Source organism: Streptomyces sp. NPDC055955, assembly GCF_042270245.1.
In the GTDB taxonomy this organism is placed as follows: Bacteria; Actinomycetota; Actinomycetes; order Streptomycetales; family Streptomycetaceae; genus Streptomyces.
Genome location: NZ_JBHJYS010000001.1, coordinates 454,322 through 467,237 on the forward strand (window position 1 = coordinate 454,322; position 12,916 = coordinate 467,237).

At 71.8% G+C, this 12,916-nt stretch carries 10 protein-coding genes and 1 pseudogene; 3 read left to right on the top strand and 8 right to left on the bottom strand.

Annotated elements, in window-relative coordinates:
• Positions 1–33: 33 nt before the first annotated feature.
• The 5 genes from ACFC96_RS01865 to ACFC96_RS01885 all read right to left on the bottom strand — a co-directional run bounded on the left by ACFC96_RS01865 (position 34) and on the right by ACFC96_RS01885 (position 5,679).
• Positions 34–1,578 (bottom strand): PucR family transcriptional regulator, encoded by a 1,545-nt coding sequence (locus tag ACFC96_RS01865; protein WP_376609599.1) that lies wholly within the window; start codon positions 1,576–1,578, stop codon positions 34–36.
• A gap of 50 nt (positions 1,579–1,628) precedes the next feature.
• Positions 1,629–2,915: an aspartate aminotransferase family protein gene (locus ACFC96_RS01870; RefSeq protein WP_376252104.1), complete on the bottom strand. Its 1,287-nt coding sequence runs from the start codon at positions 2,913–2,915 to the stop codon at positions 1,629–1,631.
• Positions 2,916–2,962: 47 nt separating this feature from the next.
• Positions 2,963–3,805: a nitrilase-related carbon-nitrogen hydrolase gene (locus ACFC96_RS01875; RefSeq protein ID WP_376609601.1), complete on the bottom strand. Its 843-nt coding sequence runs from the start codon at positions 3,803–3,805 to the stop codon at positions 2,963–2,965.
• A gap of 175 nt (positions 3,806–3,980) precedes the next feature.
• Entirely contained in the window at positions 3,981–5,309 is a 1,329-nt protein-coding gene (locus ACFC96_RS01880) for a hypothetical protein (protein ID WP_376609910.1), read from the bottom strand.
• A gap of 118 nt (positions 5,310–5,427) precedes the next feature.
• Positions 5,428–5,679, bottom strand: coding sequence for a helix-turn-helix domain-containing protein (locus ACFC96_RS01885; protein WP_227298150.1), 252 nt, complete (start codon positions 5,677–5,679; stop codon positions 5,428–5,430).
• Between the two features lie 52 nt (positions 5,680–5,731).
• Here ACFC96_RS01885 and map point away from each other — a divergent pair, with 52 nt between their 5' ends.
• Positions 5,732–6,499, top strand: coding sequence for a type I methionyl aminopeptidase (gene map, locus ACFC96_RS01890; protein WP_376609603.1), 768 nt, complete (start codon positions 5,732–5,734; stop codon positions 6,497–6,499).
• 126 nt (positions 6,500–6,625) lie between these two features.
• On the opposite strand, the gene ACFC96_RS01895 is transcribed toward map, so the two are convergent.
• The 3 genes and pseudogenes from ACFC96_RS01895 to ggt form a co-directional block, all read right to left on the bottom strand.
• Positions 6,626–7,879 carry a M48 family metallopeptidase gene (locus ACFC96_RS01895; protein WP_376609605.1) on the bottom strand — a complete coding sequence of 418 codons (1,254 nt, stop codon included), beginning with the start codon at positions 7,877–7,879 and terminating at the stop codon, positions 6,626–6,628.
• A 188-nt stretch (positions 7,880–8,067) separates the two neighbouring features.
• Positions 8,068–8,286, bottom strand: a pseudogene (locus ACFC96_RS01900) (glycoside hydrolase family 75 protein); the annotation flags it as partial.
• A 162-nt stretch (positions 8,287–8,448) separates the two neighbouring features.
• Positions 8,449–10,308: a gamma-glutamyltransferase gene (gene ggt / locus ACFC96_RS01905; protein WP_376609607.1), complete on the bottom strand. Its 1,860-nt coding sequence runs from the start codon at positions 10,306–10,308 to the stop codon at positions 8,449–8,451.
• 103 nt (positions 10,309–10,411) lie between these two features.
• On the opposite strand from ggt, the gene ACFC96_RS01910 reads away from it, so the two are divergent.
• Together ACFC96_RS01910 and ACFC96_RS01915 are read left to right on the top strand one after the other, a co-directional pair.
• Positions 10,412–11,170 (top strand): hypothetical protein, encoded by a 759-nt coding sequence (locus tag ACFC96_RS01910; protein WP_165914593.1) that lies wholly within the window; start codon positions 10,412–10,414, stop codon positions 11,168–11,170.
• Positions 11,171–11,313: 143 nt separating this feature from the next.
• Entirely contained in the window at positions 11,314–12,879 is a 1,566-nt protein-coding gene (locus ACFC96_RS01915; RefSeq protein WP_376609609.1) for an alpha/beta fold hydrolase, read from the top strand.
• The last annotated feature ends 37 nt before the right edge of the window (positions 12,880–12,916 follow it).

Genomic DNA, 12,916 nt, shown 5'->3' on the forward strand with positions numbered 1-12,916 from the left:
GTCACGTCTGGAGCCGTACGGCGTTCCACGCTGTCACCCTCTCTGCGCGTCATGGGCGAGGAGGGCGATGTGGACGGACGCGGCCTGCTCGAAGTCGTCGAGGTCGAGGCCGAGGAGCGACTCGATCGCCTCCAGCCTGCGGTAGAGGGCGGGTCGGCTCATGTGGTGGAGCTGCGCCGTGCGCGACTTGTTGCGCCCGGTCGCGAGGTAGGTCCGCAGCACGGGCAGCAGCCCCGGGTCGTCGGCGTACAGGAGCCCGTCCAGCTCGCGTTCGGCGAAGGCCTGGACGTGCGGGTCGTCGCGCAGGAGCCGCACGAGGCCCCGCAGGCGTACGTCGCGCAGGCGCACGACGGGCGGGACGTCCGGGGTGCCGGCCGCGGCCTGCGCGATGTGCAGCGCCTCGCGCAGCCCGGCGGGCACGTCGTCCCAGCCGGTGCACGGCTCGGCGGCCGCCACGACGACCCGCTCCCCCGCCCCGGTGCGCAGGCGGGCCGCGAAGTGCTCGGTGAGCGGTCCGGCCGCCTGGTCGCGGGCGAGGCTGAGCAGGACGGCGGTGGCCCCGTCCGCGAGTTCGGCGGCGAGTCCCGGCAGTCCCAACAGGCGCAGTACGCGGTCGAGTTCGGCCGGGTTGCCGTCGCGCACGACGAGCGGGGCGAAGGTGCGGCGGTTGACGGGGAGCCCGGCGGCCCTGGCCCGGGGCAGGAGCTGGCGGGCCGGTACGACGCCGGAGACGAGGTCGGTGAGGATGCTCTGCGCCGACTGCTCCTCCCAGGTGTGGGCGGCGCCGCCGAGCATGCGGTGCAGGACGAGGGCCTCGGCGGCGCGTTCGGCGAGGAGCCGTCCGGTCGGGCCGTCGCCCCGGTAGCCGCACAGCACGACGCTGCCCCAGCGCTCGCCGCGCCCGTCGAGGTCGGCGCGGTACCAGTCGGCGCCGTCCGCGCAGCCCGCCCGGCGCGCGATGCGTTCCCAGTCGCGCAGCACGTCGTCCACCGCGGACCTCTCACCGGCGGTGGCGAGGACACGGTGGGCGAGGTTGGCGACGACGACGGGACAGCCGCTGTGCGCGGCGACCTCGTCGAGGAGCCGCTGGAGCGGGGCGCCCGCCGTGATGAGTCCGGTCAGCGCGGTGCGGATCCCCTCGGAGAGGCTGACGGCGGCGAACTTCCGCCTCACGAGCCTCGACTGGACCTCCTCCGTGAGTTCGGCGAAGGGGAACGGGCGGTGCAGGACGACCATCGGCAGCCCGTACCGCTCGGCCGCGCGCCGCATGTCCTCGGGCGGTGCCGGGAAGGCACGGCCGAGCCCGAGGACGACGGCCGCCGCTTCCGCGCGGTGCAGCGACTTGATGTACTCGGTCCTGGCGTGGGCGTTCCCGGCCAGGAGGACGCCGGTGGTGAGGACCATCTCGCCGCCGCTGAGCATCACCCCGACGTCCGCGGCCTCGGCGACGTGCACCCAGCGGACGGGCCGGTCGAGGTGACCGGCCCCCGCGACCACCTCGGGGTCCCCCGCCGCGATCCGCTCCAGGGCGAGTATCTGCCGTACGGACAGGGCGTGTTCGGCGGCGGTGACGGTCATCGGGGCCCCTTCTCTAGCACTGCCTTCGGCCGGCAGACCCGCTGCCTCGGCTAACAGGCGCCGCGCAGGGCCCGCTCCAGGACGGCCGCGCCCTCTTCCGCCTCGGCGACGGTGAGCGTCAGCGGTGGCGCGATGCGCAGCACGCTGGTGTTGTGCCCGCCGCCCTTGCCGACGAGGAGTCCGCCCTCGCGGGCCGCCTCGATCACGCGCGCCGCCGCGTCCGGGTCGGCCTCGTCCGTGCCGGGTTTCACCAGCTCGATGCCGATCATCAGGCCCCGGCCGCGCACTTCTCGTACACACTCCGTGGTGGCGCCGATGGCCCTCAGCCGCTGGATGAGGAGGCCGCCGACGCGGCGGGCGTTGCCCTGGAGGTCGTGTTCGAGGAGGTAGATGAGGTTGGCGAGGCCGGCGGCCATCGTCACCGGTGAGCCGCCGAACGTCGAAATGGAGTTGGAGTCGAGGCAGTTCATGACCTCGGCGCGCGCGACGACACCGCCGATGGACATGCCGTTCCCGATGCCCTTGGCGAAGGTCAGGATGTCGGGGGGACCGTTCTGTCCGTGCGCCTGCCAGCCCCAGAAGTGGTCGCCGGTGCGGCCCCAGCCGGTCTGCACCTCGTCGGCGATCCACAGGATGCCGTGCTCCCGCAGCACCTCGCGGAACGCCGCGTACAGTCCGTCGGGCGGCGAGGTGAACCCGCCGACGCCCTGGATGGGTTCGGCGATCAGCGCGGCGACGCCACGGGTCTGGCCGAGGATGTCCCGCAGGTCGTCGACGCACGCCTCGATGAACTGGGCGTCGGTCAGCTGGGCGTACGGACCCCGGCTGCGCACCCCGCCGTGGACGTACAGCGTCTGGAGCGGGGAGAGGCTGGTCGGGGACCAGCCGCGGTTGCCGGTGATGCCGACGGCGGAGAAGGACCGGCCGTGGTAGCTGTTGCGCATCGCGAGGATCTGGTTCGAGCGGCGGTACGCGGTGGCGAGCAGCAGCGCCGTGTCGTTGGCCTCGGTGCCGGAGGTGGTGAAGAAGACGCGGGCGTCCGGGATGCCGGACAACGAGGCGACGCGCTCGGCGAGTTCGACCATCTGCCGGTTGAGATAGAGGGTCGAGGTGTGGATGATGCGTCCGGCCTGTTCGCTGACCGCCTTGGTCACCTCCGGCAGGGCGTGCGCGGTCATCGTCGTCAGGATGCCGCCGAAGAAGTCGAGGTACTTGTTCCCCGCGGCGTCCCAGACGTGGCGGCCCTCGCCGTGGGTGATCTCGAGGGGACGGTCGTAGTACAGGGCGAGCCAGTCCGGCAGGACGGCGCGGTGACGGGCGTGGAGGTCGGGGGTCATCGAGGTCGCACGGGTCCCTTCGTCGGCTCCTTCACGAGTGTCAGTGGTCATGGCTGCACCAGCCCTTCGTACGCGTCGGGCCTGCGGTCCCGGTAGAACGCCCACTGCTGGCGTACCTCGTCGATGAGGCCGAAGTCGAGGTCCCGTACGAGGAGTTCCTCCTCCTTGTCGCTCGCGGCGTCGCCCACGGTCTGCCCACGGGGGTCGACGAAGTAGCTCGTGCCGTAGAAGTCGTTGTCGCCGTACTCCTCCACGCCGACGCGGTTGATCGCGGCGACGAAGTACTCGTTCGCGACGGCCGCGGCCGGCTGCTCCAGCTGCCACAGGTACGCCGAGAGGCCGCGGCTCGTGGCGGACGGGTTGTACACCAGCTGGGCGCCGTTGAGGCCGAGCTGTCGCCAGCCCTCCGGGAAGTGCCGGTCGTAGCAGATGTAGACGCCGACGCGGCCGACGGCGGTCTCGAAGACCGGCCAGCCCAGGTTTCCCGGCTTGAAGTAGTACTTCTCCCAGAAGCCCTTCACCTGCGGAATGTGGTGCTTGCGGTACTTGCCGAGGTACGTGCCGTCGGCGTCGATCACGGCAGCGGTGTTGAAGTAGAACCCGGACTGCTCGACCTCGAAGACCGGTACGACGACGACCATCCCGGTCTCGCGGGCCAGCGCCTTCATCCGGGTCACGGTCGGCCCGTCCGGCACGGGCTCGGCCCAGCGGTAGTGCTCCGCCTCCTGGACCTGGCAGAAGTAGGGGGCGTTGAAGACCTCCTGGAAGCCGATGATCCGGGCGCCCTGCCGGGCTGCCTCCCGCGCATGTTCCTCATGCTTGGTGATCATGGATTCGGTGTCGCCCGTCCAGGTCGCCTGGACCAGCGCGGCGCGTACGACGTGGGCCATGTGCCGCTCCTTTGCCTGTTGCCCCCGCCGGGGGGACGTCAGAGAGCCTCTACGCCCGTAGACACAGGCCGTAGAGGGACGAACGTAAGCCTCACCGGCGGCCTTGCCAAGACCATCGCCGTTAACCGGCGGAATCGATCATGTTTCGCACCCGTGCGGGTGAGAAGCGACCGGACTACGCGTGAAACCCGGCGACTCTGAGCGCGTGCACGACGTCCCAGTACCGCTCGTCGGACACGCCGCGCGCCGCCTCGACGAGGAGCGGGACGAGGCGCCCGGGGTCGTCCCGCACACTGCGGGCGGCCTCTTCCGGGGTGCGTACGCGAACGTACGCGTCGAGGAGCGCGCGGGTCTCGCGATGACGGCCCTCGTCGGCGAGACGGAGCACGGACGCGCCGATCTCGGTGGCGGGGCGGGCCACCCCCTGGCGCAGGATCTGCTGCGCGTCGGCGGTGCGTCCCGCGGCGGCGAGCGCGTCGGCGGCGGCCACGAGGAGGTCGGCCGGGAGCGAGGCCGTCTCCCAGAGCAGGGTCGCCCAGTCGGCACCGAGGCCCACGCGGTTCAACTCGGCGGCGAGCAGCGGGAATCGGGCTGCGGGCCAGTGGGCGGCCTCGACGAGCACGCCGTGCGCCTCCCCGCCGCGGCCCTCGGCGCGCAGCCGCTGAAGGGTGCCGACGCAGGTGGCGATGGCGGCGCGCGCCTCACTGTCGAGGTGCTGCGGGGCGGGCTGCGCCGTCGCCTCCCCTTCGGCGGCTCCGGCGAACCGGGCGCCGCGCGGGCTCGCGGCGGAGTCCCGTAGCAGGCCCTGCGCGGCGAGGGCGGCGGGCAGGGGCGCGTCGGCGGCGGGCGCGGCCTCGTCGAGCATCCCGGCGAAGCGGGCGCTGCCGCGGGGGCGGCGCTTGCGTTCCTTGGGCGGTTTGGAGCGCCCCAGAGGTTCGGGCGGCTCCGGCCGCCGGCGCTGCTGCGGTACGGGCACGGGTGGCGGCGGCGCCTGGCGGTCCAGGTCCGCGATCCTGCGGTGGAGCTCCGCGCAGCGGGCCGTCGCGCGTTCGTGGTCGTCGCGCGCCCAGGCCAGGTCGAGACGCACCGCCTCCGCCTGCTCGCGCGCGTCGGCCGTCCGCAGGAGCCGGGCCAGTTCCACCTGGCGCTCGGCGGCGTACCGCTGCTCACGGAGCATCACGTCGAGCCGGTCACCGAGCAGGTCACGGCCGCCGGGCCGCGCGTCGAACGCGGTGAGCGAGGCACGGTGCAGGACACGGGCCCGTTCGGTCTCCGCCTCGATCTCGGCCCCGTGGGACCCCCCGCCCCCGCCCAGGTCCTCGAGCAGGGCTTCCACGACATCCCAGGGAGGCACCTCGGCGCCCGTGAGGCAGACCCGCATCCCGTCGGGGTCGCGCTGCCAGAAGATGCCGCACCAGCCGGCGTCCTGGTCCAGCCGGGCCAGCAGGTTCCGCAGGTACACCGCGAACTCCCGGACCCGGTCGGGGAGTTGTTCCACTTCCATCACACGCCGCCCGATCCCTCCGCAAAGTGGAGTCTTCCGGTTCGGAAGAAAACACCCTTCGTGTTTCGAGGGGGCTACGGGCGCTTTTCCGGAGTGGCACCGTCCTCACTCGCCGCAGCTAGACGGTCACCGGTGAGCAGCTCGCCACGATCTCGTCCATGGAGAGGCCGAGGGTCCGGGCGAGGGCCGCGACCGTGAAAAAGGCGGGGGTGGGCGCACGGCCGGTCTCGATCTTGCGGAGCGTCTCGGCGGACAGGCCCGCGCTCGCGGCGACCTCGACCATGCTCCGCCCACGCCGGGCCTCGCGCAGCAGCAGCCCGAGCCGCTCGCCGCGCTCGCGCTCTTCGGGGGTCAGGGGGGTTCGGACCATGCGCCCAGTCTACTGGCAGAAGCCCCATTCAAATACCGGTATTGTAATTGGCATGGTGGAACTCAAGACAGACACATCGATCGACGAGATGCGAGAAGCGGGCAGGGTCGTGGCCCAGGCGCTCGCGGCGGTCCGCGAGAAGGCGGCCGTAGGGGTCTCGCTCCTGGAGCTGGACTCGGTGGCGCACGACGTGCTGCGCGCGGCCGACGCGAGCTCTCCCTTCCTCGGCTACCGCCCCTCGTTCGCCCCGACCCCCTTTCCGGCGGTCCTGTGCGCGTCGGTGAACGACGCGATCGTGCACGGCATCCCCGACGGGTACCGGCTGCGCGACGGCGACCTGCTGTCGGCCGACTTCGGCGCCCAACTGGGCGGCTGGGCCGGGGACTCGGCGATCAGCTTCACGGTCGGCACGGCGCGGCCCGAGGACGTACACCTCATCGAGACGGCGGAGCGCGCCCTCGCGGCGGGCATCGCGGCGGCGGTCGTCGGCAACAGGATCGGAGACATCGCCCACGCCATCGGCAGGGTGTGCCGGGCGGAGGGGTACGGCATCCCGGACGGCTTCGGCGGGCACGGCATCGGCCGCGCGATGCACGAGGACCCAGCCGTCCCGAACGAGGGACGGGCGGGCCGGGGCATGCGCCTCAAGCACGGCATGGTGCTCGCCATCGAGCCGATGGTGATCGCCGGAGGCATGGACGACTACTACGCGGCCCCGGACGGCTGGACCCTGCGCACGGGCGACGGCACCCGCGCCGCCCACGCCGAACACACGGTGGCCATCACGGACGCGGGGCCGCGCATCCTGACGGCACTGTGAGCGGGGCGCGCCCGGGGCACGTCCCGGCGGATGCCTTCCGCCGGGCGGAGGTGCGGCAAAGACCGCTGGGGCTTCCGTTCAAATCAGGCCTCGCCGCCTTGTGAGGCCCGATCCGAACGACAGGCCCTAGCCGCGCAGCACGCGCCGCGCCACCACGTGGCGCGCGTCGGCCAGCTCAGCGGTGATGGCGGCCACCGCAGCGGCATCGACGCGGACCGCGGCCGGTTCGGCCGCCCTCGCGAGGAGGCAGGCGCGGCGCAGGTGGGTCGGCGGGTGGGTCGCGTCGACGCTGTGACCCCGCAGGCCCCCCACCCGGCGCCTGCGCTCGTACTCGCCCTCGGGGATCGACTCGATGTACGCGGCAAGGCGGTCCCACAGACCCCGCTCGGGCTGCTCACGCTTCGCCGAGCCGCGCACCTGGCGCGCGTTGGACTCTCGCAGCAGCCAGGTCTCGGCCGAACCGCACACGAGGAGACGGTCCTGGAGGGTCACCGCCGCCTCCGTGGAGGCGGTGCGGGCCGAGGTCGCGTCGGCCAGGTACTCGGCGCGTTGCGCGGCACGCAGCGTCAACTGGTCGAGAAGCATCGTCACGCCCTGGACGGCGAGGAACGGCGGCAAGTAGAGGGCGTTGAGGATTACTTCGAGACCACTCGGGTTGCTGATGGGCGCCACGAGGTAGCGCCAGGAGTTCAGGGAGTGCAGCGCGTTGGCGATGATCACGCCGTGGCGCGTGTCGCCGTGTGCGAAATGGCCGAGCTCGTGCCCGAGCAGCGCGACGCGCTCCTGCGGTGTCGTGATTTCCCACAGCCCGAGCCCGAGGGTGAGCAAGCGGCGCTGCCGGACCCCGTACGTGCTCACGCTCGCGTTCACCTCGGCCGTGACCGCGACGGCGTGCACCCCGGAGGTCGGCGCGCAGGCGGCGACCTCGTCGATCAGGGCGAACAGCCGGGGCGCGTCGGCCCGGTGCAGTACGGGAACCTCATCGGGAAGCCGCCCGAACCTGGGCCGAAGCAGCCAGGCGAGACCCAGCAGGAAGGCACCGAGCACGGGCAGCGCACCGCCCCAGCCGAGCGTCACGAGCAGCACAGCCGCGACGAACAGAGCGACCGTCACTCCGTGCACGCACAGCGCGACGGTGTAGGCGAGGACGCCCGCCACGTCACGCCGTGGCCGTGGCGACTGCCCGCGGGTCACCTCGTCGAGCAGCCGCTCACCGTAACGGTGGGCGATGCCGCGCCGCACCCTCTCGACGCGGCCCGGCCGCTCGTCCGGCCCGACCGGGTCGACGTTCCAGTCGCACGCGGAGCACCACGTGGTGAACCGCCGGTCGGTCCTGATCTCCGTCCCGCACTGCGGGCATGGCTGAACGGTCTGTTCCATGGTGCTGTGCACCTGCGAGGCCCCCCTCGTCCGGCGACCCTCCCCCGGGCCGCACTGTCCCGTCGACGCATTCGAACGAGCACGCGACAGCGCAGCGTAAACCTGGAGGAGGCCCTCTGGGGCAGGGGCGTCACCTTCGTCCGCAGTTGCCCTGAAGGGACCCCTTGAGTCGTCCTGGCGGGACTCGTTCAGTTGTCCCGCAGGAACTTCCTCGCCAGGGAGTCGCCCAGGGTCACCGCCGCGTCGTGGCTCTCGATCGGGGACGTCTGGTTGTTCTTGAACACGATGTACGTGACGCCGGAGTCCGTACCGCCGGTCTCCGGGTCCGGGTCGATGCCGAGGGCCTTCGCGGTGGCGTAGGACGCCTCGCCGATGATCTCGTCCGGGCCGGTGTCGCCGACCACCGCATTCTGTTAGGAAAGTTCCCTTACCTTCTGGCTCCCCAAATTTCGCGTCACCTCAGGTACCTGTCAACCCCTCGAATGCACCAAGAGGCCCGCGGCTCCCGCCAGTTGACGTCGATCACCCGTCAACCGGCGAGACCCACGGGCCCCTCACCGCACGTTCGGTCAGCCGCCGGAGGCCGGCGTCACCACCATCGCCGAGCCGCCGCCACGCCGCACCTTCTCGGCCGCCGCGAGCCACTCGCCGTTCTTCAGGCGCTGCACACCCGTGGCCGCGCCGATCTCCGGGTTCTGCTTGAAGACGTGGCCGAGCGCCTCCAGGCGCGCCCGCACCGGCGAGTCCCACAGACCCGGTTCGAGCTCCGTCGCCGCCGCGTTGCGCTGGCTGGCGCGGGGCGCGGCGATCGCGTCCACCAGGGGCAGCCCGCGGTCGACGAAGCCGGTCAGCGTCTGCAGGACGGTCGTGATGATCGTCGCGCCACCGGGCGAGCCGAGGGCCACGACCGGCCGGTCGTGCCGGTCGAGCACGATCGTCGGGGAGATCGACGAGCGCGGGCGCTTGCCCGGCCCCGGCAGGTTCGGGTCATGCACCGCCGGGTTGGCCGGCGCGAACGAGAAGTCCGTGAGCTCGTTGTTGAGCAGGAAGCCGCGCCCCGGGACCGTGATGCCGCTGCCGCCCGTCGACTCGATCGTCAGCGTGTACGCGACGACGTTGCCCCACTTGTCGGCGACCGTCAGATGGGTCGTGTTCTCGCCCTCGAACGTCGTCGGGGCGGCCTTGTCACCCGGCTCACCGCACGTGCCGGGGTGCCGCGGGTCGCCGGGCGCCAGCGGGCTCGCCAGGACCGCGTCGTCCTTGATGAGGCACTCCCGCGAGTCGGCGAACCGCTGCGAGAGCAGCTCCTTCGCCGGCACGTCCTCGAAGGCGGGGTCGCCGACCCAGCGCCCGCGGTCGGCGAACGCGATCCGGCTCGCCTCGATGTAGCGGTGCAGATACTGCTCCTGCGTGGCCTTCGACAGGTCCGTCCGCTCAAGGATGTTGAGCGCCTCACCGACCGTCGTGCCGCCCGAGGACGACGGCGCGATCGAGTAGACACCGAGCCCGCGGTACGAGGTCCGCGTCGGGGCCTGGAGCTTCGCCGCGTACGCCGCGAGGTCCTTGACGGACAGCTTGCCGGGCCGCGCGACCCGGCCCGACGCCGGGTCCACGGGCGGCTTGTTCACGGCGCGTACGACGTCCTCGCCGATGTCCCCCCGGTAGATGGCGCCGACGCCCTTGTGCGCCAGCTCCTCGTAGGTGCGGGCGAGATCGGGGTTCTTGAACGTGGAGCCGACCACGGGGAGCGCGCCGCCCGGCAGGAACAGCTCGGCCGTGGCCGGGAAGTCCTTGAACCGCGCCTGGTTCGCCTCGGTCTGGGAGCGGAACGTGCCGTCGACGGTGAACCCGTCCCGCGCCAGCTTCTGCGCGGGCCGCAGCACCGTGCCGAGGCGCTCACTGCCCCAGGTGTCGAGCGCGGTCTGCCAGGTGGCGGGCGTGCCCGGCGTCCCGACGCTCAGTCCGCTCGTCACCGCGTCGTTGAAGTCGAGCGGCTTGCCGTTCTCCAGGAACAGTCCCGAGTCCGCGGTGAGCGGGGCCCTCTCCCGGCCGTCGATCGTGTGCACCTTGCGGGTCTTCGCGTCGTAGTACACGAAGTAGCCGCCCCCGCCGACGCCCGCCGAGTACGGCTCGGTGACGCCGAGCGCCGCGGCCGTGGCGACGGCGGCGTCGACGGCGTTGCCGCCCTTGCGCAGGACCTCGATGCCGGCGGCGGACGCGTCCGCGTCGACGCTGGAGACCGCGCCCCCGTAGCCGACGGCCAGCGGCACCTTCTGCGCGGGCGCGTCATGGGCCTCGGACGCGGGGGAAACCGGAGGCGCGGCAGCGCCCACCGTCACCAGCGTGGCCGCGACGGCCAGCCCCGAGAGATTCCGCAGATTTCGCCGGCTTCGCCGATTTCGTATCTGCCGCGCAACAGGACGTCTCATCCGTACCTCCAGTCAACAGCCGTCCGCGCAGCGTAACTTCAGTTCCGGATGGCGTCAGGACCCCCTCGAACAAGGATCCGCCCGACCGCTACCATGCGCCCCCATGACGGAAGACGTGCGCAACATCGTCCTCGGCGTGATCGCAGCCGGGATCAGCGCCGCCCTTGGCTGGCTCGCCCGCACCTACCTGTGGAAGCGCAAACTCCGCCGCAGGCAGGCCTTCTTCGGGCTGCCCGACAACTCCGAGTCGCTCCTCGTGGTCAACCGCGACGCGGGCGGCCCCGAACTGACGGTGAAGCGTCATGACGTCTTCGCCCTGCTCGAACTCTCGGCGATCATCAAGGACTGCGGGGCGCACGCGCAGGTCGTCGCGCACGACACGGCCCAGCAGGGCTTCGGGGAGCGCACGGAGTTCTGCGTGGGCGGACCGGCGTCGAACCGCCGGATGGCCGCCCACATGCACAGCCTTCTGCCGGGCGTACGCGTCAACACGGACCCGGAGCCCGGCCCCGACCGCGGCGCGTTCCAGATAGGCAGCGAGCGCTACCGCCTGGAGCCGGGGATCACGGAGTACGTGCTGCTCGCCCGGCTGACGGCGGGCCAGGGGCAGGGCTCGCGCCCCGTCTTCCTCTTCTGCGGCCAGCTGCCGGTCACCAACCAGGCGGCCACCCGCTATCTCGCCCGCCACCACGAGCGCCTGGCCCGCAAGCACGGCGGGAACGCGTTCGCGCTCCTTCTGAAGGTCGTCAACTCCCAGGCGTACGGCCCCGACGTGGTCGAGCTGGTCGGTGACGTCACCCGCGCCGCCCAGGCTCCGGCTCCGGCGGCGACGCCCCGCGCCTCCTCGCACCGGGCGAAGTGACGCACGCCCGGCCTGCCGTCCGGCGGACGCCGTTGAACAGCTAAATATCGTTACCCGTACGTAACTTACCGACGGGTTACCTACGGTAAGACACCACGGTTACCGTCGGGTCACTTTGCACTGACACGAGTGAGGAGTGACCCGTGGGACACCCGCGCAGAGCGCTGCGTACGACCACTGTTGGCGCCGCGTCCGCGACCCTGATCGCCGGGGCGGCACTCGGTCTGGCCCCCGCCGCGCAGGCGGCGCCGGGGCCGGGCGTGCGCTTCGTCGACATCAGCGGCGCCGGCGGAACCGTCCTCAAGGCCAATGTCGTGGCCCCCTCCGACACCTCGCGCAGATACCCGGTCGTCGTGCTCCCCACGAGCTGGGCCCTGCCGCAGGTCGAGTACCTCGCCCAGGCCAAGCAGCTCGCCGACTCCGGCTACGTCGTGGTGAGTTACAACTCGCGCGGCTTCTGGCAGTCCGGCGGCGAGATCGAGGTCGGCGGCCCCGAGGACATCGAGGACGCCTCGAAGGTCATCGACTGGGCCCTCGCGAACACCCGGGCCGACCCGGACAAGGTCGGCATGGCGGGCGTCTCCTACGGCGCGGGCATCAGCCTGCTCGCCGCGGGACACGACAAGCGCATCAAGGCCGTGGCGGCGCTCAGCGGCTGGGGCGACCTGATCGACTCGATCTACTCGGGCCGCACCCAGCACTTCCAGGCCGCCGCCCTGCTGTCCGGCGCCGGCTACCTCACGGGCCGCCCGAGCCCCGAACTCCAGCAGGTCATGAAGGACTTCCTCGGCTCGAACCTGGCCAAGGAGGACGACATGATCGCGTGGGGCAAGAAGCGCTCCCCCGACACGTACATCGACAGCATCAACAAGAACGGCGCCGCCATCCTGCTCGGCAACGCCTGGGGCGACACCATCTTCCCGCCCAACCAGTACGCGGACTTCTACGAGAAGCTGACCACACCCAAGCGCCTGGAGTTCCGCCCCGGCGACCACGCCACGGCCGAGGCGACCGGACTGCTCGGGCTGCCCAACGACACGTGGCAGGACACACACCGCTGGTTCGACCACTACCTCAAGGGCGACGACAACGGCGTCGACCGCGAGCTCCCCGTCCGCATCAAGTCCCGCTCCACCGGAGCGTACGAGAGCTACCCCGACTGGAAGTCGGTCGGCGCGACGAAGAAGAAGATCGCCCTCACGGGCACGACCACGATCCACACGAACGTCGACTCGGGCGCCGACGGCGGGATCCTGGAACTGTCGAACATCCTCGACCAGTTCCTGCGACTGCCCCCGACGGCCTCGGTGCCACTGCTGCCGCGCCGCTGGGCGGGCGTGTGGCAGTCGGAGAAGTACACGTCCGAACAGCTTGTGCGCGGGACGGCGAAGCTGCACACGACGCTCACCCCGACCAAGGAGAGCGGAACCCTCGTCGCGTACCTCTACGACGTGGGCCCGCTCGGCCTCGGCAAGCTGGTCAGCAACGCGCCGTACACCTTCCACGGCAAGACACCCGGTGCTCCGTTCGGCGTGGACCTGGAGTTGTTCTCCACGGCCTACGACGTCCCGGCAGGGCACCGGCTCGCCCTGGTCGTCGACACGGTCGACCCGCTCTATATCGAGCACAACCCGACCGGCGCGCAGCTGACCTTCTCCTCGCCGAAGGACGACCCGTCATACGTGTCGATCCCCCTGCGCAGGCAGTGATCTCCGGCTGCTGCCGGGCGGGCATGGCCCTGTGGTC

Bases quoted from the DNA above. Each gene is read 5' to 3' on its own strand.
- ACFC96_RS01880 (WP_376609910.1), bottom strand. From the start codon at position 5,309: ATGGAAGTGGAACAACTCCCCGACCGGGTCCGGGAGTTCGCGGTGTAC.
- ACFC96_RS01865 (WP_376609599.1), bottom strand. From the start codon at position 1,578: ATGACCGTCACCGCCGCCGAACACGCCCTGTCCGTACGGCAGATACTC.
- map (WP_376609603.1), top strand. From the start codon at position 5,732: ATGGTGGAACTCAAGACAGACACATCGATCGACGAGATGCGAGAAGCG.
- ACFC96_RS01870 (WP_376252104.1), bottom strand. From the start codon at position 2,915: ATGACCCCCGACCTCCACGCCCGTCACCGCGCCGTCCTGCCGGACTGG.
- ggt (WP_376609607.1), bottom strand. From the start codon at position 10,308: ATGAGACGTCCTGTTGCGCGGCAGATACGAAATCGGCGAAGCCGGCGA.
- ACFC96_RS01875 (WP_376609601.1), bottom strand. From the start codon at position 3,805: ATGGCCCACGTCGTACGCGCCGCGCTGGTCCAGGCGACCTGGACGGGC.
- ACFC96_RS01885 (WP_227298150.1), bottom strand. From the start codon at position 5,679: ATGGTCCGAACCCCCCTGACCCCCGAAGAGCGCGAGCGCGGCGAGCGG.
- ACFC96_RS01910 (WP_165914593.1), top strand. From the start codon at position 10,412: ATGACGGAAGACGTGCGCAACATCGTCCTCGGCGTGATCGCAGCCGGG.
- ACFC96_RS01895 (WP_376609605.1), bottom strand. From the start codon at position 7,879: ATGGAACAGACCGTTCAGCCATGCCCGCAGTGCGGGACGGAGATCAGG.